The organism is Streptomyces sp. NPDC020801 (assembly GCF_044334385.1).
Taxonomy (GTDB): domain Bacteria; phylum Actinomycetota; class Actinomycetes; order Streptomycetales; family Streptomycetaceae; genus Streptomyces.
The window spans coordinates 76,274-101,143 of the sequence record NZ_JBIRST010000012.1 but is presented as its reverse complement, the minus strand read 5'-3'; the positions used below and the strand labels follow the sequence as shown (position 1 = coordinate 101,143).

Below are 24,870 nucleotides of genomic sequence, written 5' to 3'. Positions count from 1 at the left end.
AGTGGTTGGGCCCGCCCGTATCAACCGCTCAGTTGTCAGAGTTGCAAGGGACGCTTCGGCGTCCCTTCTTTCTTGCCCCCGCGCATCCTTTCACCTTCTTTAACGTCTGGTGTGCCCTTCATGTTCATGCGTGAAACCGCGCGGTTGCGAAGGTTCATGGAGTGAGATAGCGGCGGCGGGTAGAGTCCGACGCCGTGCACCTCAAGGCCCTGACCCTCCGCGGGTTCAAGTCGTTCGCCTCGGCGACCACGCTCCGGTTCGAACCGGGCATCACGTGCGTCGTCGGTCCGAACGGCTCGGGCAAGTCCAACGTCGTGGACGCGCTCAGCTGGGTCATGGGCGAGCAGGGCGCCAAGTCGCTGCGCGGCGGCAAGATGGAGGACGTCATCTTCGCCGGCACCACCGGGCGTCCCCCGCTCGGCCGCGCCGAGGTGTCCCTGACCATCGACAACTCCGACGGCGCCCTGCCCATCGAGTACGCCGAGGTCACCATCACGCGGATCATGTTCCGCAACGGGGGCAGCGAGTACCAGATCAACGGCGACACCTGCCGCCTGCTGGACATCCAGGAACTGCTGTCCGACTCCGGCATCGGCCGCGAGATGCACGTCATCGTCGGCCAGGGCCAGCTCGACTCCGTCCTGCACGCCGACCCGACGGGCCGCCGCGCCTTCATCGAGGAGGCCGCGGGCGTCCTCAAGCACCGCAAGCGCAAGGAGAAGGCGCTCAGGAAGCTGGACGCGATGCAGGCGAACCTCGCCCGCGTCCAGGACCTCACCGACGAACTGCGCCGCCAGCTCAAGCCGCTCGGCCGCCAGGCCGCCGTCGCCCGCCGCGCCGCCGTCATCCAGGCCGACCTGAGGGACGCGCGCCTGCGCCTCCTGGCCGACGACCTCGTACGGCTGCGGGAGGCACTGAAGACGGAGGTCGCCGACGAGGCGGCCCTGAAGGAGCGCAAGGAAGCCGCCGAGCAGGAGCTGCGCAAGGCCCTCCAGCGCGAGGCGCTCCTGGAGGACGAGGTACGCCGGCTCGCCCCGCGCCTCCAGCGCGCCCAGCAGACCTGGTACGAGCTGTCCCAGCTCGCCGAGCGCGTCCGCGGCACGATCTCGCTCGCCGAGGCCCGCGTGAAGAGCGCCACCTCCGCTCCCCCGGAGGAGCGGCGCGGCCGCGACCCCGAGGACCTGGAGCGCGAGGCCGCCCGCGTCCGCGAGCAGGAGGCCGAGCTGGAGGCGGCCCTGGAGGCGGCGCAGCGGGCGCTCGACGACACGGTCGCCCACCGCGCCGAACTGGAACGTGAACTCGCAGTCGAGGAACGCCGCCTGAAGGACGCGGCACGCGCCATCGCCGACCGCCGTGAGGGCCTGGCCCGGCTCAGCGGCCAAGTGGGCGCGGCCCGTTCGCGCGCGGCCGCCGCCCAGGCCGAGATCGACCGCCTGGCCGCCGCCCGGGACGAGGCCCAGGAGCGGGCCGTCCACGCCCAGGAGGAGTACGAGGCACTCAAGGCCGAGGTCGACGGCCTCGACGCGGGCGACGAGGAACTGGCCGTTCGGCACGAGGCGGCCAAGAGCGCGCTGGCCGAGGCGGAGAGCGCCCTCACCACTGCCCGCGAGGCGGCCACGGCCACCGAACGCAGACGGGCCGCGACCCAGGCCCGGCACGACGCCCTCGCCCTGGGCCTGCGCCGCAAGGACGGCACCGGCGCGCTGCTCGACGCGAGGGACCGCCTCACCGGCCTGCTGGGCCCGGCGGCCGAGCTGCTGACGGTCACCCCGGGCCACGAGACCGCCCTGGCCGCCGCCTTCGGCACCGCCGCGGACGCCCTGGCGGTGACCACCCCCTCCGCGGCGGCCGACGCCATCCGTCTCCTGCGCAAACAGGACGCGGGCCGCGCCGCGCTGCTGCTGACGGGGCCACCGGAAGAGCCGGGAGCCGGACCCGGGACGACGACCTCGGAGGCGTCCGCCCCGCCCCACCCGGCCGGAACCGGCCCGACGGGCACCGGACACGCCGGAACCGGCCCGACGGGCACCGGACACGCCGGAACCGGCCCGACGGGCACCGAACACGCCGGGGCCGCCGGGAGCACGGCCGGCCCGCCGGACGGCACCGCCCCCGGGCACGCGCCGGCCGAGGACCGTACCGCGGCCGGCGCCGGCGGTGCTGCCGGGATCGGTGCCGGTGGCCCTGCCACGGCCCGTGCCGCCAGTCCCGCCGCGGCCGGCGCCGGCGGTCCTGCTGCCGCCGGTGCCGGCGCCTCCGCCGCGACCAACGCCGCCTCCGCCGCCGCCTGCGCGGCCGCCGGCACCGGTGACCGCGGGACCTTCCACCGCCCCTTCGCCGCGGACCTCGTACGCGGTCCCGCCGAACTCATGCCCGCCGTACGCAGACTGCTGCACGGTGTCGTCGTGGTCGGCACGCTGGAGGACGCCGAGGACCTCGTCCACGCGCGGCCCCACCTCACCGCCGTCACCGCCGAAGGCGACCTGCTCGGGGCGCACTTCGCCCAGGGTGGGTCGGCCGGGGCGCCCAGCCTCCTGGAGCAGCAGGCGGGGGTGGACGAGGCCGCCGCGGAGCTGGAGGAACTGGCCGTGCGGTGCGAGGAGCTGACCGAGGCACAGCGGCGGGCCGGTGAGCGGCGCAAGGAGTGCGCCGCGCTGGTCGAGGAGCTGGGGGAGCGGCGGCGGGCCGCCGACCGGGAGAAGTCGGCCGTCGCGCAGCAGCTGGGACGGCTCGCCGGGCAGGCGCGCGGCGCCGCCGGGGAGGCCGAGCGGTCCGCGGCCGCCGCCAGCCGCGCCCAGGAGGCGCTGGACAAGGCCCTCCAGGAGGTGGAGGAACTCGCCGAACGCCTCGCCGTAGCCGAGGAGATGCCGATCGATGAGGAGCCCGACACCTCCGTACGGGACCGGCTCGCCGCAGACGGCGCCAACGCCCGCCAGACCGAGATGGAGGCCCGCCTCCAGGCCCGTACGCACGAGGAGCGGGTCAAGGGCCTGGCCGGCCGGGCCGACTCCCTGGACCGGGCCGCCCGCGCCGAACGCGAGGCACGTGCGCGTGCCGAGCAGCGGCGCGCCCGGCTGCGCCACGAGGCAGCCGTCGCCGAGGCCGTCGCCTCCGGGGCCCGGCAGCTGCTCGCCCATGTCGAGGTCTCCCTGGCCCGCGCGGAGGAGGAGCGCGGGGCCGCCGAGGCCACCAAGGCCCGCCGGGAGCAGGAACTGAACGCCGCCCGTGCCGCGGGACGCGATCTCAAGGCCGAACTCGACAAGCTGACCGACTCCGTCCACCGGGGCGAGGTGCTCGGTGCCGAGAAGCGGCTGCGGATCGAGCAGCTGGAGACCAAGGCACTGGAGGAGCTCGGTGTCGAACCGGCCGGGCTGGTGACGGAGTACGGGCCGCACCAGCCCGTGCCATCGTCACCCCCCGCCGAGGGCGAGCAACTGCCGGACGACCCCGATCACCCGCGCAACCAGCCCCGCCCCTTCGTGCGGGCCGAGCAGGAGAAGCGGCTCAAGGCCGCCGAGCGCGCCTACCAGCAGCTCGGCAAGGTCAACCCGCTGGCCCTGGAGGAGTTCGCGGCGCTGGAGGAACGGCACAAGTTCCTCAGCGAACAGCTCGAGGACCTCAAGAAGACCCGGGCCGACCTGCTGCAGGTCGTCAAGGAGGTCGACGAGCGCGTCGAGCAGGTCTTCACCGAGGCGTACCGCGACACCGCCCGGGAGTTCGAGGGTGTCTTCGGCCGCCTCTTCCCGGGCGGTGAGGGCCGGCTGGTGCTGACCGACCCCGACAACATGCTCACCACCGGCGTGGACGTCGAGGCCCGCCCGCCGGGCAAGAAGGTCAAGCGGCTGTCCCTGCTCTCCGGCGGCGAGCGCTCGCTGACGGCCGTCGCGCTGCTGGTGTCGATCTTCAAGGCCCGGCCCAGCCCCTTCTACGTCATGGACGAGGTCGAGGCCGCCCTCGACGACACCAACCTCCAGCGGCTGATCCGGATCATGCAGGAGCTGCAGGAGGCCTCGCAGCTGATCGTGATCACGCACCAGAAGCGCACCATGGAGGTCGCCGACGCGCTCTACGGCGTCTCCATGCAGGGGGACGGCGTGTCGAAGGTCATCAGCCAGCGGCTGCGCTAGCTGGTGCTGCGACCGGAAAGGTTCACCGGCTCGCGACATCCGGCAGGGCACCTCGCCGCGTTGTCGCATCACCCGAGTACATATCCAGTACGCGGGCGCTACGCGGGCGATGCTCCGCCTTGCGATGCACCGCACCGGACGCCGCGAGCTTTCCGGCAAACCCTTCCGGCCACAGCACCAGCCGGTCCGCGCCCTTGCGTCTCCCCGCGGCTTCCGTATGCCCCCGCGACTTCGGGGTAGACGCTCCGTGTCCTGTATTTGATTACAGAACTTGAACACAGCCGTGCCGGCAGGTGGCGGAAACTCACAGCCGTGGGCCTATTGACTTCGAAACTTGAAGGCATAGTCTCTGCAACGTTGCTTTTACCTTCAGGTCCCGCCACCTGCAAGGGCTGACCCCCCCACCCCGGCAGCGCTGCCGGGGTGCCCGAGGAGTACACGTGACCAGCACAGCGCAGGCACCCCAGTCAGGAGCCCGTACGGCTCATCCCGATCATCTCGGGCATGTCATCTTCATCGCGGCAGCGGCCGCGATGGGCGGCTTCCTCTTCGGCTACGACAGCTCCGTGATCAACGGCGCCGTCGAGGCCATCCGGGACCGCTACGACATCGGCTCCGCGGCGCTGGCCCAGGTCATCGCCATCGCCCTGATCGGCTGCGCCGTCGGCGCCGCGACGGCCGGCCGCATAGCCGACCGCATCGGCCGCATCCGCTGCATGCAGATCGCCGCCGTCCTGTTCACCATCAGCGCCGTCGGCTCTGCCCTGCCCTTCGCGCTGTGGGACCTCGCCCTCTGGCGCATCGTCGGCGGCTTCGCCATCGGTATGGCGTCGGTCATCGGTCCCGCCTACATCGCCGAAGTCGCCCCGCCGGCCTACCGCGGCCGCCTCGGCTCCTTCCAGCAGGCCGCGATCGTCGTCGGCATCGCCATCTCGCAGCTGGTCAACTGGGGTCTGCTCAACGCGGCCGGCGGCAACCAGCGCGGCCGGCTGATGGGCCTCGAGGCCTGGCAGGTCATGCTCGGCGTCATGGTGGTCCCGGCCGTCCTCTACGGCCTGCTCTCCTTCGCCATCCCCGAGTCCCCCCGCTTCCTGATCTCCGTCGGCCGCCGTGACCGCGCCCGCGAGATCCTCGCCGAGGTCGAGGGCAAGGACGTCGACCTGAACGCCCGCGTCCTCGAGATCGAGACCGCCATGAAGCGCGAGGAGAAGTCCGGCTTCCGCGACCTGCTCGGCGGCGGCTTCTTCTTCAAGCCGATCGTCTGGGTCGGCATCGGCCTGTCGGTCTTCCAGCAGTTCGTCGGCATCAACGTCGCGTTCTACTACTCCTCGACGCTGTGGCAGTCGGTCGGTGTCGACCCGGCGAACTCGTTCTTCTACTCGTTCACGACGTCGATCATCAACATCGTCGGCACCGTGATCGCGATGATCTTCGTGGACCGCGTCGGCCGCAAGCCGCTCGCGATCATCGGCTCGGTCGGCATGGTCGTCGGCCTGGCGCTGGAGGCCTGGGCCTTCTCCTACGACCTGGTCGGCGGCAAGCTGCCCACCACCCAGGGCTGGGTCGCCCTGATCGCCGCCCACGTCTTCGTCCTCTTCTTCGCCCTCTCCTGGGGCGTGGTCGTCTGGGTCATGCTCGGCGAGATGTTCCCGAACAAGATCCGCGCCGCCGCCCTGGGCGTGGCCGCCTCCGCGCAGTGGATCGCCAACTGGGCGATCACCGCGAGCTTCCCGTCGCTGGCCGACTGGAACCTCTCCGCGACCTACATGATCTACACGGTCTTCGCGGCGCTCTCCATCCCGTTCGTCCTGAAGTTCGTCAAGGAGACGAAGGGCAAGGCGCTGGAGGAGATGGGGTAACCACCCCGCACAGGCTCGAGGAGCCGGGCCAAGTCCCCGCTGCCCGCTCCTCGACACCCCTGAAGGGCGTACTGCCCCGGCTCACGCAGCGAGCCGGGGCAGTACGCGTTCGCAGAACAGGTGCAGGCTGCGCCACCCCTCGTCGACCGGCATGCCGCCGGCCAGCGGGTGCAGCACACAGGTGTCCAGGTCCAGGGCGACGCACTCGTCCGGGGTGAGGACCCGGTACACGCCCTCGGCGCGCAGTTCCGCCACACTCGTCGCGGCCGACCTCACCGCCGAGCGGATGTCCCCGGACTGCCAGGAGGCGTACGTGCGCGCCTCGTGCAGGAAGTGCTCGCCGTACACCGCCCAGGCCCGGTCGGGATCCTCGGCGAGGTGCAGCAGCGGGGTCTCGGCGGCCGGCATCAACGTCCAGCCCTCGGTGCCGTACTCGGTCAGCCGCTCCTTGTAGTACGCCTCCAGCTCCGGCAGGTGCGCGCTCGGGAAGAACGGCAGCCCGAGCCGGGCGGCCCGGCGGGCGGCCGCCCGGGAGGAGCCGCCGACCAGCAGCAGCGGGTGCGGCTCGGAGCAGGGGCGCGGGGTGACGCGTACGGTACGGCCCCGGAAGGCGAACGGCTCGCCGGTCCACGCCTTCAGCAGGGTCTGCAGCAGCTCGTCCTGGAGTCTGCCCCGGCGCTTCCACTCGACGTCGAACAGCGCGTACTCCTCGGGCCGGTACCCGATCCCGGCGACCGTCACCAGCCGTCCGCCGCTCAGCAGGTCCAGTACGGCGATGTCCTCGGCCAGCCGCAGCGGGTCGTGCAGCGGGCCGATCACCGCCGAGACGGTGACCGCCAGACGCCGGGTCGTGCCGAGGACGGCGCCCGCGAAGGCGAACGGCGACGGCAGCCAGTTGTTCGCGACCCCGTGGTGCTCCTCGGTCTGCACGGTGGTGATCCCCCGGTCGTCGGCGTACCGGGCCATCTCCACGGCCGCCTGGTAGCGCGCGCCGAGCGAGGCGGGGGTGGCGCCGGGTTCGACGAGGTTGAAACGGACGACCGTGACGGACATGGCTGCGTCCCCCTTCACCGGACGGGTGTGCAGGGGGACGGTAGCTGACGGGCCGTCAGACGGCCAGGCTCTCGGGCTGCTCGACCGGCTGCGCCGGTTCCGCCGCCGGCGCGGCCGCCGGGGTACAGCAGACCCGAGATCACAGGAAGCTGGTCGCCACCAGCATCAGCACCCCGCCGAAGGCCGGCGAGATCACGGCGTTGACCGAGACCGCCCTGTGGCGCGGCACCCTGAGGCCGAGCGTCTGCGCGGTGAAGCCGGCCGACTGCATCGACATCGAGTTGATCAGCGGCATGCCGATCAGCGCGATCAGCGCGATCAGCAGATACTGCACCGCGATCCAGGTCGGCAGGATCTCACCGGGGAAGGAGACCGGGTCGGTGGCGGAGGCCAGGTCCGGCGTGGAGACGGCCACCACCGCGCCCATGAGCACCAGGGGCAGCACCACGATGCCCGCGCCGCCGGCCGAGGTGCCGGCGATCGCCTTCGAGGACGCCGTGCGCGGCAGGTAACGGGTGAAGTCCGGCGCCGACGGGATCCAGCTGACGCCGCCCGCCGCGATCATGCCGATGCCGACTGTGAGCGTCGGACGCGGCGCGGACCATAGTACTTTGAGCCTACTTGTTCCATTAAGTGGCGTTTGTCTCTTGGTGGAACGTACAAGCAGGCTCCAGCCGGGACCCATGGCTGATACTGGACGCGTTATGGAAACCATCATCCTTGCTGTAGTCATCGCCGTGGTCGTGCTCGGCGCGCTCGGCGGGCTCATCATCGGCAGCCGGCGCAGGAAGCCGCTGCCCCCGCCGCCGCCCTCGGCGCCCGACATCACCGCCCCTCCGGCCGAGCCGCACGTCGGCGACGAGGCCGAGACGCCGCGCGAGGAGCCGCGGCGGACGATCGAGGAGGTGGACCTGCCCGGCGGCCCGGCTCCCGTCGCCGTGGAGGAGCCGCCCGTCGTCGAGGAGCTTCCGGCACCCGCGATCGAGGTTCCCGAGCCCACCGCGGGCCGGCTGATCCGGCTCCGTGCCCGGCTCTCCCGCTCGCAGAACGCCCTGGGCAAGGGCCTGCTCACCCTCCTGTCCCGCGAGCACCTCGACGAGGAGACGTGGGAGGAGATCGAGGACACGCTGCTGACCGCCGACGTCGGTGTGCAGCCCACCCAGGAGCTGGTCGAGCGGCTGCGCGAGCGCGTCCGCGTACTCGGCACCCGTACCCCCGAGGAGCTGCGCACTCTGCTGCGCGAGGAGCTGCTCACGCTGGTCGGCACCGACTTCGACCGCACGGTGCGGACGGAGCCGGAGACCAGCAAGCCGGGCATCGTGATGGTCGTCGGCGTCAACGGCACCGGCAAGACCACCACCACCGGCAAGCTCGCCCGCGTCCTGGTGGCCGACGGCCGCAGTGTCGTGCTCGGCGCCGCGGACACCTTCCGTGCGGCCGCCGCCGACCAGCTGCAGACCTGGGGCGAGCGGGTCGGCGCCTACACCGTTCGCGGCCCCGAGGGCGGCGACCCCGCCTCCGTCGCCTTCGACGCGGTCAAGGAGGGCAAGGAGATGGGGGCCGACGTCGTCCTCATCGACACCGCCGGCCGCCTGCACACCAAGACCGGCCTCATGGACGAGCTCGGCAAGGTCAAGCGCGTGGTCGAGAAGCACGCCCCGCTGGACGAGGTGCTGCTCGTCCTGGACGCCACGACGGGGCAGAACGGCCTGGTCCAGGCCCGCGTCTTCGCCGAGGTCGTCGACATCAGCGGCATCGTGCTGACCAAGCTGGACGGCACCGCCAAGGGCGGCATCGTGGTCGCCGTCCAGCGCGAACTGGGCGTACCGGTCAAGCTGGTCGGCCTGGGCGAGGGCGCGGACGACCTGGCACCCTTCGAGCCGGAGGCGTTCGTGGACGCCCTCATCGGAGACTGACACCCACCAGGTGACAGCGCCCGCCCCGGATCCAGTGGGGGCGGGCGCTGCTGTCGTACGGGAGCGGACAGCGCCCCGTGTTCCGTGGGCGGGGCGCCCACGAGCCGACCGGCAGGCACGAGCCGACCGGCAGGCACGAGCCGGGTGGCAGGCACGAGCCGGGTGGCAGGCGCGGTCCGCGTGGCCGGCGGCTGCCCGGCCCCGGCCGCCCGGGCTCCGCAGGCCGCGCGCCCGTGGGGCCGCCGGCCGACCGGCCGATGCCGTCGACCGGCCTCCAGGGGCCCGGTGCCGGCCGTGCGTCAGGGTGTCAGGGGCCGCGCCGGCCGTCCTCGGGGTTGCCGTGCCGTCCGACCGTCAGGGCTACGCCCGTGACCGGTGGGCCACGTACGCCAGGGTGCCCAGCAGCAGGCGGGCCTGAGGGGGCTTGGCCGTGTCAAGGGCGGGCGGGCGGAGCCAGTGGGCCGGGCCGCGGCCGCCGCGGTCGGAGGGCGGGGCGGTGATGTGGGTGCCGGGGCCGAGGCCGTGCAGGTCCAGGGAGGAGGGGTCGTCCCAGCCCAGGCGGTAGAGGAGTCCCGGCAGCTCGTCGGCGGCGCCGGGGGCGACGAAGAAGTGGGCGCGGCCGTCCGGGGTCGCGGTCACCGGACCGAGGGGGAGGCCCATGCGCTCCAGCCGGGCCAGGGCGCGCCGCCCGGCGGACTCGGCGACCTCGATCACGTCGAAGGCGCGGCCGACCGCCAGCATCACCGCGGCCCCGGGCAGCTCGGCCCAGGCCCGGCTCACCTCGTCCAGCGTGGCTCCGGCCGGGATCGGGGGCGCGAACTCCAGCGGGTGGGCGCCCGGCGCGGGACAGTCGGTGCGGCCGCAGGAGCAGGCTCCGCCGACGGCCCGCGCGCCCCGCACCACGTCCCAGCCCCACAGTCCGGTGTACTCGGCCACCGCCGTGCACTCCGACGAGCGGTACGACCGGCCGCGCCGCCGCGTGCCGGTGCGAATGTCGCGCATGCCGCCGATCGTGAAGCCCATGCCCCCTCCAACTGGTCCGCCGCCTCGATGGTTACGAGGCGGATGCAGATCGTGACTCTGCGTTCCCACTCCTCCCCGGCTCCGCCCTCTTCAGGCGGCGCCCGGAAGCGCCCCGGGTGGTGTGCTCGGCAACGCGCGCCCTCGTCTGCACCGCTTCACCCGCTCACGGCCGGCCTATGTCAAGTGAATCGCGCCAAGGCCACCGAGAGTTCATTCGAAGGGGTGGCGAATGGTGGCGTTTCAGGGATCGCCGTGGCTGGACGGGTGATCGTAGGATTACTGTGAGTGTGCGGGTCCTGGGGGCACATGCACTTGTGGGTATGCCGGAGGCAAGTCGGCACTCCGTTCGAAGGGTGAGAACCGGCGACGAACGGCCGTATTGACGGGCATTCTGATAGGGCTTGGCGCACTCGGTGACAAGTGATCTCGGGAATGGGGGCGTTCCAGTGAGCGGCAACGGCGGTGGCGGGACGAACGCTGCGAGCGCGGACAAGCGCCCGAACGAGCTGCTCACTTCGTGGTTCGTGCGCAGCGGCTGGTCCAAGGGCGAGCTCGCCCGCCAGGTCAACCGCCGGGCCCGCCAGCTCGGGGCCGGCCACATCTCCACCGACACCTCGCGCGTACGGCGCTGGCTGGACGGGGAGAACCCGCGCGAGCCGATCCCCAGGATCCTGTCGGAGCTGTTCTCCGAGCGCTTCGGCTGTGTCGTCTCCGTGGAGGACCTCGGCCTGCGCACCGCCCGCCAGCTGCCCTCCGCGACCGGCGTCGACCTGCCCTGGGCGGGCCCGCAGACCGTGGCCCTGCTCGGTGAGTTCTCGCGCAGCGACCTGATGCTCGCGCGGCGCGGCTTCCTCGGGACCTCGCTGGTGCTGTCCGCGGGCCCGTCCCTCATCGAGCCGCTGCAGCGCTGGCTCGTGCCCTCGCCCTCCTCCCCGCTCCAGGAGCCCGAGCCGGCGGCCGCGACCCGCCGCCCCGGCCGGCTCTCCCGGCCCGAGCTGGAGCTGCTGGAGGCCACCACGGTGATGTTCCGGCAGTGGGACGCCCAGTGCGGCGGCGGTCTGCGCCGCAAGGCCGTGGTCGGCCAGCTGCACGAGGTGACGGACCTCCTCCAGGAACCGCAGCCCGAGGCCACCACCAGGCGCCTGTTCAAGGTCGCCGCCGAGCTCGCCGAGCTGGCCGGCTGGATGAGCTACGACGTGGGGCTGCAGCCCACCGCGCAGAAGTACTTCGTACTCGCGCTGCACGCCGCCAAGGAGGCCGGCGACAAGCCCCTCGGCTCCTACATCCTGTCCAGCATGAGCCGCCAGATGATCCACCTCGGCCGCCCCGAGGACGCCCTGGAACTCATCCACCTCGCGCAGTACGGCAGCCGAGACTGCGCCGGCCCGCGCACCCAGTCCATGCTGTATGCGATGGAGGCCCGCGCCTACGCCAACATGGGCCAGCCCGGCAAGTGCAAGCGCGCGGTGCGGATGGCCGAGGACGCCTTCGCCGACGGCGAGGACTGGGACGAGCCCGAGCCCGACTGGATCCGCTTCTTCTCCGAGGCCGAGCTCTACGGCGAGAACAGCCACTCCTTCCGCGACCTCGCCTATGTCGCCGGCCGCAGCCCCACGTACGCCTCGCTCGCCGAGCCCCTGATGGAGAAGGCCGTACAACTGTTCGCCGAGGACCAGGAACACCAGCGGTCGTACGCGCTGAACCTCATCGGCATGGCCACCGTCCACCTGCTCCAGCGTGAGCCCGAGCAGAGCACGCGGTACGCCGCGCAGGCCATGCAGGTGGCCAAGAAGGTCCGCTCCGAGCGGGTGAACACCCGTATCCGAAAGACCGTCGACAACGCCGTGCGCGACCACGGGGACCTCGGTGAGGTCATCGACCTCACCGAGCAGCTCGCCGTCGAGCTGCCGGAGACCGCCGAGGCGGTCTGAGACACCGGCGACCTCCCTGACCCCGGCCGCGGCCGGCCCTCCCGAACTGCCCGACTCGGCTCCCCCATGCCAGGTCATCGGAGGGCCGCCCGCGGCCGGCCTTCTGTGCGCACGCAATTCATCGACGCGTAACACGCAGGGCGCCTTCGTCACCCCGGCGAAACAACGAGGGGCTTCCACCGAAACCGCGCTGCGCCAGTCTCATGGCGCATAACCGGCCCACCCCTCACTGACCGGACCGCTCAAGGCTTCGCCCGCACGGGGCCGTACCAACCGACGAGGAGACGCCGATGGCTCCAGCCATCATGCTTGCGGCGGACGCACCCAAGCTGTCGTCCGCCAATACAGGCTTCATGCTGATCTGTTCCGCCCTGGTGTTGCTGATGACCCCGGGCCTGGCCTTCTTCTACGGAGGCATGGTCCGCGTCAAGAGCACGCTGAACATGCTGATGATGAGCTTCATCAGCCTCGGGATCGTCACCATTCTGTGGGTGCTCTACGGCTTCTCCATGGCCTTCGGCACCGACAAGGGCTCGATCGTCGGCTGGACCTCCGACTACGTCGGCTTCAGCGGGATCGGCAAGATGGATCTCTGGCCCGGATACACCATCCCGGTCTTCGTCTTCGCCATGTTCCAGCTGATGTTCGCCATCATCACACCCGCCCTGATAAGCGGCGCCCTGGCCGACCGGGTGAAGTTCAGCGCATGGGCGCTCTTCCTGGTGCTGTGGGTGACGGTCGTCTACTTCCCGGTCGCCCACTGGGTCTGGGGCACCGGCGGCTGGGCCTTCGACCTCGGGGTGATCGACTTCGCCGGCGGTACCGCGGTCCACATCAACGCCGGTGCGGCGGCGCTCGGCGTGATCCTCGTCATCGGCAAGCGCGTCGGCTTCAAGAAGGACCCGATGCGCCCGCACAGCCTCCCGCTGGTCATGCTCGGCGCGGGTCTGCTGTGGTTCGGCTGGTTCGGCTTCAACGCCGGCTCCTGGCTCGGCAACGACGACGGCGTCGGCCCGCTGATGTTCGTCAACACCCAGGTCGCCACCGGCGCGGCCATGCTCGCCTGGCTCGCCTACGAGAAGATTCGCCACGGCGCCTTCACCACGCTGGGCGCCGCCTCCGGCGCGGTCGCCGGTCTGGTCGCGATCACCCCCTCCGGCGGCGCGGTCTCCCCGCTCGGCGCCATCGCGGTCGGCGCCATCGCCGGTGTGCTGTGCGCCATGGCGGTCGGCCTGAAGTACCGGTTCGGCTACGACGACTCGCTCGACGTCGTCGGGGTCCACATGGTCGGCGGTGTCATCGGTTCGCTGCTGATCGGCTTCTTCGCCAGCGGCAAGGGCCAGTCCGACGTCAAGGGCCTCTTCTACGGCGGCGGGCTGGACCAGTTCTGGAAGCAGTGCGCCGGTGTCTTCGCGGTCCTCGCCTACTCCCTGATCGCCTCCGCGATCCTCGCCTTCCTCCTGGACAAGACGATCGGGATGCGGGTCACCGAGGACGAGGAGATCTCCGGCATCGACCAGGCCGAGCACGCCGAGACCGCGTACGACTTCAGCGGCGCGGGCGGCGGTGTCGTCGGCTCGGTCGCAGCAGCTCCCGCCCTGGCCGCCACGCAGAGCAAGAAGGTGGACGCATGAAGCTCATCACCGCCGTCGTCAAGCCCCACCGGCTCGATGAGATCAAGGAGGCCCTGCAGGCCTTCGGCGTCCACGGCCTGACGGTCACCGAGGCGAGCGGCTACGGTCGTCAGCGGGGACACACCGAGGTGTACCGCGGTGCCGAGTACACGGTCGACCTGGTGCCCAAGATCCGTATCGAGGTACTGGCCGAGGACGACGACGCCGAGCAGCTGATCGAGGTCATCGTCAAGGCGGCCCGCACGGGCAAGATCGGTGACGGCAAGGTCTGGTCCCTCCCGGTCGAGACGGCCGTCCGGGTGCGGACCGGTGAGCGCGGCCCGGACGCGCTCTGACACGGCACGAGAACAGGAGTCGCTGGGTGACGAGTACGGACGTGCAGAACGAAGCAGAGGACTCGGGACCCAGCGGCTACGCGGCGGCCCGGCTGCGCCTCCTCACCGAGGGGGCGCAGTCCGGGCCGCCGCGCCGTGCGGCCCTCGCCGAACTCACCGACGACTGGCTGGCCGGCCTGTTCGACGCGGCGGTCGGCGCGACGGAGGGGGGCCTGAGCGGTGTCTGTCTGGTTGCCGTCGGAGGCTACGGCCGCGGCGAGCTGTCCCCGCGCAGTGACCTCGACCTGCTCCTGCTGCACGACGGCGGCGACCTGGACGCCGTCGCCGCCCTCGCGGACCGCCTCTGGTACCCGGTGTGGGACCTCGGGCTCGCCCTCGACCACTCGGTGCGTACGCCCGCGGAGGCCCGCAGGACGGCGGGGGAGGACCTCAAGGTCCAGCTCGGGCTGCTGGACGCCCGGCACCTCGCGGGCGACCGGGGCCTGAGCGCCGGACTGCGCACCGCGGTCCTCGCCGACTGGCGCAACCAGGCGCCGAAACGTCTCCCCGAACTCCAGGAGCTGTGTGCCGAGCGCGCCGAACGGCAGGGCGAGCTGCAGTTCCTCCTCGAGCCGGACCTGAAGGAGGCCCGCGGCGGCCTGCGCGACGCCACCGCCCTGCGCGCCGTCGCCGCCTCCTGGCTGGCGGACGCCCCGCGCGAGGGCCTCGCCGAGGCCCGGCGCCGGCTGCTCGACGTACGGGACGCCCTGCACCTGACGACCGGCCGGGCCACCGACCGGCTCTCCCTGCAGGAGCAGGACCAGGTGGCCGCCGAGCTGGGCCTGCTGGACGCCGACACGCTCCTGCGCCAGGTCTACGAGGCGGCGCGCCTCATCTCGTACGCCAGTGACGTCACCTGGCGCGAAGTGGGGCGCGTGCTGCGGTCGCGCGCCGTGCGGCCGAGACTGCGCCAAATGGCAAGAAGGGTGGTGGCGGGCGACGGGCGGGCGGTCACGGAAAGGTCTCCGCTCGCCGAGGGCGTGGTGGAGCAGGACGGAGAGGTGGTACTCGCCCGCGCCGCGCGCCCCGAACGCGACCCCGTCCTTCCGTTGCGTGCCGCGGCCGCCGCCGCGCAGGCCGGCCTGCCGCTCTCCCTGCACGCCGTACGGCGCCTGGCGGCCACCGTGCGTCCCATGGCCACCCCCTGGCCCGCCGAGGCCCGCGAGCAACTGGTCACCCTGCTCGGCTCCGGCCGCCCGACCGTCGAGGTCTGGGAGGCGCTGGAGGCGGAAGGGCTGGTCACCCGGCTTCTGCCCGACTGGGAGCGGGTGCGCTGCCGCCCGCAGCGCAACGCCGTCCACGTCTGGACGGTCGACCGCCATCTGATCGAGACGGCCGTACGCGCCTCCGAGTTCACCCGCCGGGTCAGCCGCCCCGACCTGCTCCTGGTCGCCGCGCTGCTGCACGACATCGGCAAGGGCTGGCCCGGCGACCACTCCGTGGCCGGTGAGATCATCGCCAGGGACGTGGCCGGGCGCATCGGCTTCGACCGCGCCGACGCGGCCGTGCTCGCCACCCTCGTACGCCACCACCTGCTGCTCGTGGAGACCGCCACCCGGCGCGACCTGGAGGACCCGGCCACCGTCCGCTCGGTCGCCGAGGCGGTCGGCACCCAGAGCACACTGGAACTGCTGCACGCCCTGACCGAGGCCGACGCCCTGGCCACCGGCCCGGCCGCCTGGTCCTCCTGGCGCGGCTCCCTGGTCGCCGAGCTGGTCAGGCGGGTCTCGGCGGTCCTCGCCGGGGACTTCCCCGACGAGCCCGAGCCGGCCGGCGCGCCCTCGGCCGAGCAGGAGCGGCTCGCCGTCGAGGCCTTCCGCACGGGCGGGTTGGTGCTGGCGCTGCGCGCGCAGACCGAGCCGCCCGCGACGGAGCCGGGAGAGGCGGCCGGCGAGCCCGAGCCGCTCGGCGTCGAACTGGTCATCGCCGTCCCCGACCAGCCGGGCGTGCTGCCCTCCGTGGCCGGTGTACTCGCCGTGCACCGCCTGACGGTCCGCACCGCCGAGCTGCGGGCCCTGGAACTGCCCGACGGCGTCGACGAGGGCTCCGTCCTGCTGCTGAACTGGCGGGTCGCCGCCGAGTACGGGTCCCTGCCCCAGGCCGCCCGGCTGCGCACCGACCTCGTCCGGGCCCTGGACGGCTCCCTGGACATCTCGGCACGCCTCGCCGAGCGGGACGCCGCCTATCCGCGTCGCCGCGGCGTGGTGGCGCCCCCGCCGCGCGTGACGGTGGCCCCGGCCGCCTCCCGGCACGCCACCGTCATCGAGGTCCGCGCCCAGGACGCGCCGGGGCTGCTGTTCCGGATCGGGCGGGCCCTGGAGGACGCCAAGGTACGGGTGCGCAGCGCGCATGTGTCGACCCTGGGTGCCAACGCCGTGGACGCCTTCTACGTCACCGGCCCGGCCGGCCTTCCGCTGCCGGCCGAGGAGGCGGCGTCCGTGGCGCGAAGGCTCGAAGAGGCGCTGCGCGCATGACCGTGACCCGGTTCTGCCCGGCCGGGATACCCTGGAGGGCGATTCCTTAAGCCATCCCCGACCCCGAGGACCGCGAGCGCCGTGTTCGACACTCTCTCCGATCGCCTGTCAGCGACTTTCAGGAACCTGCGCGGCAAGGGACGGCTCTCCGAGGCGGACATCGACGCCACCGCACGGGAGATCCGCATCGCGCTCCTCGAGGCGGACGTGGCGCTGCCCGTCGTCCGGACGTTCATCAAGAACGTCAAGGAGCGCGCCCTCGGCGCCGAGGTCTCCCGAGCGCTGAACCCCGCACAGCAGGTCCTGAAGATCGTCAACGAGGAACTGGTCACCATCCTCGGCGGCGAGACCCGGCGGCTGCGTTTCGCCAAGCAACCGCCGACCGTGATCATGCTGGCCGGTCTGCAGGGTGCCGGTAAGACCACCCTCGCGGGCAAGCTCGGCACGTGGCTCAAGGGGCAGGGCCACTCCCCGCTCCTCGTCGCCTGCGACCTCCAGCGGCCCAACGCCGTGAACCAGCTCAGCGTCGTCGCCGAGCGCGCCGGCGTCGCCGTCTACGCCCCCGAGCCGGGCAACGGCACCGGCGACCCGGTCAAGGTCGCCAAGGACTCCATCGAGTTCGCGCGGACCAAGGTCCACGACATCGTGATCGTGGACACCGCCGGCCGCCTCGGCATCGACGCCGAGCTGATGCAGCAGGCCGCGGACATCCGCGACGCCGTCTCGCCCGACGAGATCCTCTTCGTCGTCGACGCGATGATCGGCCAGGACGCCGTCAACACCGCGGAGGCCTTCCGCGACGGCGTCGGTTTCGACGGCGTGGTGCTCTCCAAGCTCGACGGCGACGCCCGCGGTGGTGCCGCCCTGTCGATCGCCTCGGTCACCGGCAAGCCGATCATGTTCGCCTCCAACGGCGAGAAGCTCGAGGACTTCGACGCCTTCCACCCGGACCGGATGGCCTCCCGCATCCTCGACCTGGGTGACCTGCTCACCCTGATCGAGCAGGCGGAGAAGACGTTCAGCCAGGAAGAGGCCGAGAAGATGGCCTCCAAGCTGGCGTCCAAGAAGGGCCAGGACTTCACCCTGGACGACTTCCTGGCCCAGATGGAGCAGGTCCGGAAGATGGGCAGCATCAGCAAGCTGCTCGGCATGCTCCCGGGCATGGGCCAGATCAAGGACCAGATCAACAACCTCGACGAGCGCGACGTCGACCGCACGGCCGCGATCATCAAGTCGATGACCCCGGGCGAGCGCCAGGACCCGACGATCATCAACGGCTCCCGCCGCGCCCGCATCGCCAAGGGCTCCGGTGTCGAGGTCAGCGCGGTCAAGAACCTGGTCGAGCGGTTCTTCGAGGCCCGCAAGATGATGTCCCGGATGGCCCAGGGCGGCGGCATGCCCGGCATGCCGGGGATCCCGGGCATGGGCGGCGGCCCGGGCCGCACCAAGAAGCAGCCGAAGAGGGCCAAGGGCAAGCAGCGCTCCGGCAACCCGATGAAGCGCAAGCAGCAGGAGCAGGAGGAGGCGGCCCGCCGCGCCGCCGCGGCCCAGGGCGGCGGTGCCTTCGGGCTGCCGCAGCAGGGCGGCCAGGACTTCGAGCTGCCGGACGAGTTCAAGAAGTTCATGGGCTGACACGGGCCGACGGCACCGCGCCGGCACGGCACTGTTCGTACGACCGCGCACGGCCGTTTCGCCGGGTGGCTGTCCGGTGACTGGTATCCGGTGGTTGTCCGGTGGCTGGGTCCGGTGGCTGGGTCCGGTGGTGGTTCGTCCGGCGGTCTCCGGCGGTCGTCCGGCGGTTTCACGGCACCGAGGGCGTCCCTTCTTCGCGAGGGACGCCCTCAGCGCGTGCCGGGGTGTGCCATGTGCCGTAACGTCCAGATATGAGCAATGCGGCGCCACCACGCAAGGCCCCTGACCAGCCGTGGCGCACCGAGGGCACCCCGGACGAGCCACCCAGGCGGCCCGGCGGCAGAAGGATGCGGGCCCGATGGTGGGGCCTGCTGGTCACCGCGGTGGTCGTCTTCCTGCTCGCCTACGCCGGGCTGACGTACTACAACACCGGCAACGAGCCGACGATCTCGTACACGGAGTTCAGCAGGCAGGTCGACGCCGGCAACGTCAGCACGATCTACTCCAAGGGCGACGCGATCCAGGGCCAGCTCAAGAGCGCCCGGGACAAGCCCGGGGGCGGCGGCACCTACACCAAGTTCAAGACACAACGCCCCGCCTTCGCCGACGACAAGCTCTGGCAGAGCCTGACCGGTCACCACGTCACGGTGACCGCGCAGCCGGTCGTGCAGGAGCGCGGCCTCGTGTCCAACCTGCTGCTCTCGCTGGCTCCGATCGTGGTCCTGGCGGTGCTGTGGATCTTCTTCGCGCGGCGGATCGGCCCGGGGCTGGGCGGTGCGGGCGGCCTCTTCGGCCGGAAGGCTCCGCCCCGGCCGGTCGAGCTGCAGCCGGGCACCCAGCGCACGACCTTCGCCGACGTGGCCGGAATCGACGAGGTCAAGGGCGAGCTGGACGACATCGTGGATTTCCTGGAGCACCCCGACTCCTACCGTCACATGGGCGCCAAGATGCCCCGCGGGGTGCTGCTCACCGGCCCGCCCGGCACCGGCAAGACGCTGCTCGCGCGGGCCGTCGCGGGTGAGGCGGGCGTGCCGTTCTTCTCGGCGTCGGCCTCCGAGTTCATCGAGATGATCGTGGGCGTCGGCGCCTCCCGGGTGCGCGAGCTGTTCGCCGAGGCCCGCAAGGTGGCCCCGTCCATCGTCTTCATCGACGAGATCGACACGATCGGCCGGGCGCGGGGCGGCGGTGCGTCGGTGGGTGGCCACGACGAGCGCGAGCAGACGCTGAACCAGATCCTGACCGAGATGGACGGCTTCTCCGGCTCCGAGGGCGTGATCGTGCTGGCCGCGACCAACCGCGCCGACGTCCTGGACCCAGCCCTCACCCGCCCGGGCCGCTTCGACCGGCTGGTCCACGTCTCACCGCCGGACCGGGGCGGCCGCGAGGCGATCCTCAGGATCCACACCCGTGAGATCCCGCTCGCCGCGGACGTCGACCTCACCCGGGTGGCCCGTACGACTCCCGGCATGACCGGTGCCGAACTGGCCAACCTCGCCAACGAGGCCGCCCTGCTCGCGGTGAAGCGGCGGCAGCGCCAGGTGACGCAGACCGACTTCTCCGAGGCCCTGGAGAAGGTCCAGCTGGGTGCGGAACGTGCCCTGGTGATGCCCGAGGAGGAGCGCCGGCGCACCGCGTACCACGAGAGCGGCCATGCCCTGCTCGGCATGCTCCAGCCCGGCGCCGACCCCGTCCGCAAGATCACCATCGTCCCGCGCGGCAGGGCGCTCGGCGTCACCCTGTCGACGCCGGAGTCCGACAAGTACGCCTACACCGAGGAGTACCTGCGCGGCCGCATCATCGGCGCGCTCGGCGGCATGGCGGCGGAACACGTGATCTACGACGTCATCACGACCGGTTCGGAGAACGACCTGGAGCAGGTCACCAACATCGCGCGCGGGATGGTGGCCCGCTGGGGCATGAGCGAGCACGTCGGCCGCCTGTCCGCCCTGCCCAGCGACGCCCAGCAGGCCTACGGGCTCTCCGCCGCCCCGCAGACCCTGGACTCCATCGACACCGAGATGCGCCGCATCGTCGACGAGTGCTACGAGGAGGCGTGCCGCAAGCTGCGCGACCACCGGGGGCAGCTGGACGCCCTGGCCCAGGCCCTGCTGGAGAACGAGACGCTGGAGGAGGCGGACGCCTACCGGGTGGCCGGGATCACGCGCCTGAAGAAGGACACCGAGACGGGCGTCTGAGGCGGGCGGCGTCCGAGGCGGACGGCTGTTCCGGGCGGACGGGCGTTCGAGGCCCGTTCAGGCCGTCCTTGCGATCAGGTAGCGGAAGACGTTCGGCATCCACACCGTGGCGTCCGGCCGCCGGTGCGCGTGCAGCGCCTCCGCCAGCTCCTTCTCGACCTGGTTGGCGTCGGTCGCCGCGATCGCCGCGTCGAAGAGCCCGGTGGACAGCAGTCCGCGTACCGCGCTGTCCAGGTCGGCGTACCCGAAGGGGCAGGAGACCCGCCCGGAGCCGTCCGGCCGCAGCCCGGCGCGCCGGGCCACCTCCTCCAGGTCGTCGCGCAGGGCGGCCCGCCAGCTGCCCGCGCCGTGCAGCGGATCGGCGAGCCTGGTCGCCACCCGCAGCACGGACGACGTGGCGCACCGTTCCGGCGGCCCCCAGCCGGCCAGCACCACCGGCGCCCCGCGCCCGGTGAGCGGCGTCGCCGCGGCGAGCAGCTCGCCCAGCCCCTCCGAGTCGCCCGCGAGGCACCCGATCGGCTCGAAGGCGGTCACCATGGTGTACGCGGGCGTCTCCGCGCCGGCCGCGTCCCCGGGTGAGCCGTCGACGATCCGGGCGCCCTTGCGCGCGCGCGGGTCCCACGGCTCGGGCAGCAGCCGCTGCCGTGCGAGGGCGAGCCGCTCGGGGCAGGAGTCGACACCGGTGACGGCCGCGCCTCTGGAGGCCGCCATGAGCAGGGCGAGCCCGGAGCCGCAGCCGAGTGCCAGCAGCCGGGTGCCGGAGCCCACTTCCAGTCGCTCGTAGACGGCCTCGTAGAGCGGAACCAGCATCCGCTCCTGGATCTCGGACCAGTCACGCGCGCGTGCACGCAGATCCACCCGGGCCACCGGTCCCGCGTGACGTACGTGCTGCCGCACGAGCGTAGGTGTCATGGATAAGCGCCCCAATCCGCCGAGAGTTGCCGCTGTGCCCGATTCCCTGGCCCCCGTGCAGTGCGCTCGCACTCCCCCCGTATGTCAGGTAACTCCCCGCTTCCCATCGCGTCCAGGGGTCGTGAGGCCCTGCTTGCGCCTTCCGCGCGCATGTGGCGAGATTTCACATTCCGGCAACCTGGACCCGTACAGTCGCGCCATGACCGAGGCACCTGCCGGCGTGCGGGGTCGATGGCCGGATCCTGACGCACGGCGTGACAGCGAGTGAGCCGTCCACCCGGCGCGACCGGGGCGGTGCCGTGGGCCGGTGCCGCGAGCGGTAACGTCGCGGGCGCCGCGCACGCTGACCGATACGAGGCCCTGTGGCGGGGAAGCGGCCGAAACGCCTCTTGCGCGGGGGCCGCCCCAGGCGCGCCGGAGTGCGCGAGGGGCGTACGCGCCGGTGCGTACGCGCTGCTACGCACCAGCTTGGTATGAGCTGTGAGGCTTCTCCGCAGATCAGCGCACCCGCCCTCGTCAGGACGCATCAGCGGCAACTGACGGGTACGTGCAAATTATTTGGGATGCCCCGGAATAGGAACACAGCGGCACCCAGGCTCGTTGTCATTACGTGAGCACGACACCACCTGTTCTCGCCGCAGAGCTGGCACAGGCGTGGGCCGACATTCAGCGGTACCACCCCGAGCTGCCGGATCTTGCCGCGCCCGAGTCCCTGATCGGAGAGTCGTCGTCCGCGTGCGGTCACGAACTCTCCTTCGAGCGACTGCTCCATGAAGCAGTCCACGGCATCGCCGCCGCACGCGGGGTACGCGACACCTCCCGCGCCGGCCGCTACCACAACCGCCGGTTCCTCGCGATCGCCGAGGAGCTGGGCCTGGACCACCCCGAGGAGCCGCACCCGAGCAGCGGCTTCTCCCTGGTCACGCTCAGCCCCGAGGCGAAGCGGCGCTACCGCCCGACGATCGAGCGCCTCCAGCGCGCCCTGAAGGCCCACACGGCCGCCACCTCCGCCGACACCAGCCGCACCTTCCGCGGCCCGGCCGCCCGCCACGGCTCCTCCGGCGGCGGGGTCAGGGTCAAGGCGGTGTGCGACTGCGGACGCAACGTCCGCGTCGTTCCCTCGGTCCTGGCCCAGGCCCCGATCATGTGCGGGGGGTGTGGCAAGCCCTTCCGGATCCCGGAGGTGGTGGGCGCGGCGGCAGGCTGAGACACGGCTGCTCGTGGCAGCCGTACCTCGCCTGCGGCCCGGGCGACGGCACCCGGACGCCGGGTGCCTCCCAGGCATGCCCCCGCGCACCCGGCTGCCCTCGGCCAGGAGCGCCCCGCCGGGTGTGGCACAATGGCTAGCTGTACTCGACAGCCGCACAGGACCCCTCTCTCCTCCGGCTGACGCGTCCGTCGGGCACTCGGGTACCGCAACCCCACGCGGCAGCTCCGCCGTGCCCAACCACGTCAATCCAGGAGAATCCACTCCCGTGGCAGTCAAGATCAAGCTGAAGCGTCTGGGCAAGATCCGTTCGCCTCACTACCGCATCGTCGTCGCCGACTCCCGTACCCGCCGTGACGGCCGGGCCATCGAGGAGATCGGTCTGTACCACCCGGTGCAGAACCCCTCGCGCATCGAGGTCAACGCCGAGCGCGTGGCGTACTGGCTCTCCGTCGGCGCCCAGCCGACCGAGCCCGTGCTCGCCATCCTGAAGAAGACCGGCGACTGGCAGAAGTTCAAGGGCGAGCCCGCCCCTGCGCCGCTGCTGCAGCCGGCGGAGAAGGCCGCGCGTCCGTCGTTCGAGGCCCTCGGTGGCGACGACGAGGGCAAGGGTGAGGCGATCACCCAGAAGAAGAAGGCCGAGAAGAAGGACGAGGCGGCCGCCGAGTCCTCCGAGTCGACCGAGGCCTGAGCAGCATGCTCGAAGAGGCGCTTGAGCACCTCGTGAAGGGCATCGTCGACAACCCTGACGATGTGCAGGTCGCCTCGCGCAACCTGCGCCGCGGACGCGTGCTCGAGGTCCGGGTGCACCCCGACGACCTCGGCAAGGTGATCGGCCGCAACGGCCGTACCGCACGCGCCCTGCGCACCGTCGTGGGCGCCATCGGCGGCCGCGGTGTCCGCGTCGACCTCGTCGACGTCGACCACGTCCGCTGACGCTTTTTCGCAACCGGCTCGGGCCGGGGAGGGCCACTGGGCCGTCCCCGGCCCGAGCCCGTTACGACAGGAGATGTTCACAAGTGCAGCTGGTAGTCGCACGGATCGGCCGCGCCCACGGCATCAAGGGCGAGGTCACCGTGGAAGTACGTACCGACGAGCCGGAACTCAGGCTCGCCCCCGGTGCCGTCCTCGCCACCGACCCGGCCTCCGTCGGGCCGCTGACCATCGAGACCGGCCGTGTGCACAGCGGCCGTCTGCTGCTGCGCTTCCAGGGCGTCGGCGACCGCACCGCCGCCGAGGCCCTGCGCAACACCCTCCTCATCGCCGAGGTCGACCCGGACGAGCTGCCCGAGGACGAGGACGAGTACTACGACCACCAGCTGATGGACCTGGACGTGGTGACCGCGGACGGCGTGGAGGTCGGCCGGATCACCGAGATCTCGCACCTGCCCTCGCAGGACCTGTTCATCGTCGAGCGCCCCGACGGCAGCGAGGTGATGATCCCGTTCGTCGAGGAGATCGTCGCCGAGATCGACCTGGAGGAGCAGCGGGCGGTCATCACCCCTCCGCCGGGCCTGATCGACGACCGCGCCGAGATCGCCTCCTCCCGGCAGTCCGCGGAGGACGAGGCCTGATGCGGCTGGACGTCGTCACGATCTTCCCCGAGTACCTGGAACCGCTGAACGTCTCCCTGGTCGGCAAGGCACGCGCGCGTGGACAGCTGAACGTGCACGTGCATGATCTGCGCACCTGGACCCACGACCGCCACAACACCGTCGACGACACGCCCTACGGCGGCGGTCCCGGCATGGTGATGAAGACCGGGCCCTGGGGCGACGCCCTGGACTCCGTCCTCGCCGACGGCTACGAGACGGGCTCCCACGCCCCCGCGCTGATCGTCCCGACCCCCAGTGGCCGCCCGTTCACCCAGGAACTCGCCGTCGAGCTCTCCGAGCGCCCGTGGCTGATCTTCACCCCGGCCCGCTACGAGGGCATCGACCGCCGGGTCATGGACGAGTACGCGACCCGGATGCCCGTCCACGAGGTGTCCATCGGCGACTACGTGCTCGCCGGCGGCGAGGCCGCCGTCCTGGTGGTCACGGAGGCCGTCGCCCGGCTGCTGCCCGGTGTCCTCGGCAACGCCGAGTCCCACCGGGACGACTCCTTCGCGCCCGGTGCCATGGCGAACCTCCTGGAGGGACCCGTCTACACCAAGCCACCCGAGTGGCGCGGCCGCGGCATCCCCGAGGTGCTGCTCAGCGGCCACCACGGGAAGATCGCCCGCTGGCGCCGCGACGAGGCCCTGAGGCGGACGACGGCCAACCGGCCCGACCTGGTCGAGCGCTGCGACCCCAGGGCCTTCGACAAGAAGGACCGCGAGATGCTGTCCATCCTGGGCTGGGCGCCGGACCCGGAGGGGGAGCCGTACGGCCGATTTTGGCGCAGGACCCAGGGCGTGGAAGAATAGGCGGCTGTTGTGCGCCGTCCGGTGTGCGCCCCTGCCACAGGGGGACACGACGCCCGCCCCGACCCCGTGCAGCGATCGTTTTCGAACTTCTAGTTCCCGTTGATGACCTGTGGCATCAGCGAAGAA

General features: G+C 72.0%; 17 protein-coding genes and 1 pseudogene. 14 read left to right on the top strand and 4 right to left on the bottom strand.

Going from position 1 to position 24,870, the window contains the following annotated elements:
* The first annotated feature begins 194 nt into the window (after window positions 1-194).
* On the top strand, window positions 195-4,127 hold the full coding sequence (locus ACH4UM_RS24650; protein ID WP_398183158.1) for an AAA family ATPase: 3,933 nt from the start codon (window positions 195-197) through the stop codon (window positions 4,125-4,127).
* Window positions 4,128-4,567: 440 nt separating this feature from the next.
* Window positions 4,568-5,986 carry a sugar porter family MFS transporter gene (locus ACH4UM_RS24645; RefSeq protein ID WP_398183155.1) on the top strand — a complete coding sequence of 473 codons (1,419 nt, stop codon included), beginning with the start codon at window positions 4,568-4,570 and terminating at the stop codon, window positions 5,984-5,986.
* An 81-nt stretch (window positions 5,987-6,067) separates the two neighbouring features.
* On the opposite strand, the gene ACH4UM_RS24640 is transcribed toward ACH4UM_RS24645, so the two are convergent.
* Entirely contained in the window at window positions 6,068-7,039 is a 972-nt protein-coding gene (locus tag ACH4UM_RS24640; RefSeq protein WP_398183152.1) for an LLM class flavin-dependent oxidoreductase, read from the bottom strand.
* Between the two features lie 142 nt (window positions 7,040-7,181).
* A pseudogene (locus ACH4UM_RS24635) lies at window positions 7,182-7,772 on the bottom strand (cytosine permease); the annotation flags it as partial.
* Here ACH4UM_RS24635 and ftsY point away from each other — a divergent pair.
* Complete coding sequence (gene ftsY / locus ACH4UM_RS24630) at window positions 7,744-8,955, top strand: signal recognition particle-docking protein FtsY (protein WP_398183149.1); 1,212 nt, start codon at window positions 7,744-7,746, stop codon at window positions 8,953-8,955. The pseudogene ACH4UM_RS24635 and the gene ftsY sit on opposite strands and share 29 nt — an antisense overlap.
* Before the next feature lie 360 nt (window positions 8,956-9,315).
* Here the strand turns inward: ftsY and ACH4UM_RS24625 are convergent, their stop codons facing one another.
* Complete coding sequence (locus tag ACH4UM_RS24625) at window positions 9,316-9,978, bottom strand: bifunctional DNA primase/polymerase (protein ID WP_398183146.1); 663 nt, start codon at window positions 9,976-9,978, stop codon at window positions 9,316-9,318.
* A 446-nt stretch (window positions 9,979-10,424) separates the two neighbouring features.
* Between ACH4UM_RS24625 and ACH4UM_RS24620 the strand changes: the two genes are divergently transcribed.
* The 6 genes from ACH4UM_RS24620 (at window position 10,425) to ftsH (ending at window position 20,218) form a co-directional block, all read left to right on the top strand.
* A complete protein-coding gene (locus tag ACH4UM_RS24620; RefSeq protein WP_398183143.1) occupies window positions 10,425-11,909 on the top strand; it encodes a hypothetical protein in 1,485 nt (494 codons plus the stop codon).
* Window positions 11,910-12,199: 290 nt separating this feature from the next.
* Window positions 12,200-13,543, top strand: a complete 1,344-nt coding sequence (locus ACH4UM_RS24615) for an ammonium transporter (protein ID WP_398183141.1) — start codon at window positions 12,200-12,202, stop codon at window positions 13,541-13,543.
* Window positions 13,540-13,878, top strand: coding sequence for a P-II family nitrogen regulator (locus ACH4UM_RS24610; RefSeq protein ID WP_030990174.1), 339 nt, complete (start codon window positions 13,540-13,542; stop codon window positions 13,876-13,878). The genes ACH4UM_RS24615 and ACH4UM_RS24610 overlap by 4 nt, the downstream gene beginning before the upstream one ends.
* 26 nt (window positions 13,879-13,904) lie before the next feature.
* Window positions 13,905-16,391 (top strand): [protein-PII] uridylyltransferase, encoded by a 2,487-nt coding sequence (locus ACH4UM_RS24605; RefSeq protein WP_398183138.1) that lies wholly within the window; start codon window positions 13,905-13,907, stop codon window positions 16,389-16,391.
* 81 nt (window positions 16,392-16,472) lie between these two features.
* Entirely contained in the window at window positions 16,473-18,023 is a 1,551-nt protein-coding gene (gene ffh, locus ACH4UM_RS24600; RefSeq protein ID WP_398183135.1) for a signal recognition particle protein, read from the top strand.
* A gap of 251 nt (window positions 18,024-18,274) precedes the next feature.
* A complete protein-coding gene (ftsH, locus tag ACH4UM_RS24595) occupies window positions 18,275-20,218 on the top strand; it encodes an ATP-dependent zinc metalloprotease FtsH (RefSeq protein WP_398183132.1) in 1,944 nt (647 codons plus the stop codon).
* Window positions 20,219-20,275: 57 nt separating this feature from the next.
* Here the strand turns inward: ftsH and ACH4UM_RS24590 are convergent, their stop codons facing one another.
* Window positions 20,276-21,130, bottom strand: coding sequence for a methyltransferase domain-containing protein (locus ACH4UM_RS24590; RefSeq protein WP_398183129.1), 855 nt, complete (start codon window positions 21,128-21,130; stop codon window positions 20,276-20,278).
* Window positions 21,131-21,740: 610 nt separating this feature from the next.
* Here ACH4UM_RS24590 and ACH4UM_RS24585 point away from each other — a divergent pair.
* The 5 genes from ACH4UM_RS24585 to trmD all read left to right on the top strand — a co-directional run bounded on the left by ACH4UM_RS24585 (window position 21,741) and on the right by trmD (window position 24,744).
* Window positions 21,741-22,337, top strand: a complete 597-nt coding sequence (locus ACH4UM_RS24585; protein ID WP_398183126.1) for a hypothetical protein — start codon at window positions 21,741-21,743, stop codon at window positions 22,335-22,337.
* Between the two features lie 268 nt (window positions 22,338-22,605).
* Window positions 22,606-23,028 (top strand): 30S ribosomal protein S16, encoded by a 423-nt coding sequence (gene rpsP, locus ACH4UM_RS24580; protein ID WP_398183123.1) that lies wholly within the window; start codon window positions 22,606-22,608, stop codon window positions 23,026-23,028.
* A 5-nt stretch (window positions 23,029-23,033) separates the two neighbouring features.
* Window positions 23,034-23,273, top strand: coding sequence for an RNA-binding protein (locus tag ACH4UM_RS24575; RefSeq protein WP_003973401.1), 240 nt, complete (start codon window positions 23,034-23,036; stop codon window positions 23,271-23,273).
* 83 nt (window positions 23,274-23,356) lie between these two features.
* Window positions 23,357-23,911 (top strand): ribosome maturation factor RimM, encoded by a 555-nt coding sequence (gene rimM, locus ACH4UM_RS24570; protein ID WP_398183120.1) that lies wholly within the window; start codon window positions 23,357-23,359, stop codon window positions 23,909-23,911.
* Complete coding sequence (gene trmD, locus ACH4UM_RS24565; RefSeq protein WP_398183117.1) at window positions 23,911-24,744, top strand: tRNA (guanosine(37)-N1)-methyltransferase TrmD; 834 nt, start codon at window positions 23,911-23,913, stop codon at window positions 24,742-24,744. The genes rimM and trmD overlap by 1 nt, the downstream gene beginning before the upstream one ends.
* Window positions 24,745-24,870 lie beyond the last annotated feature (126 nt).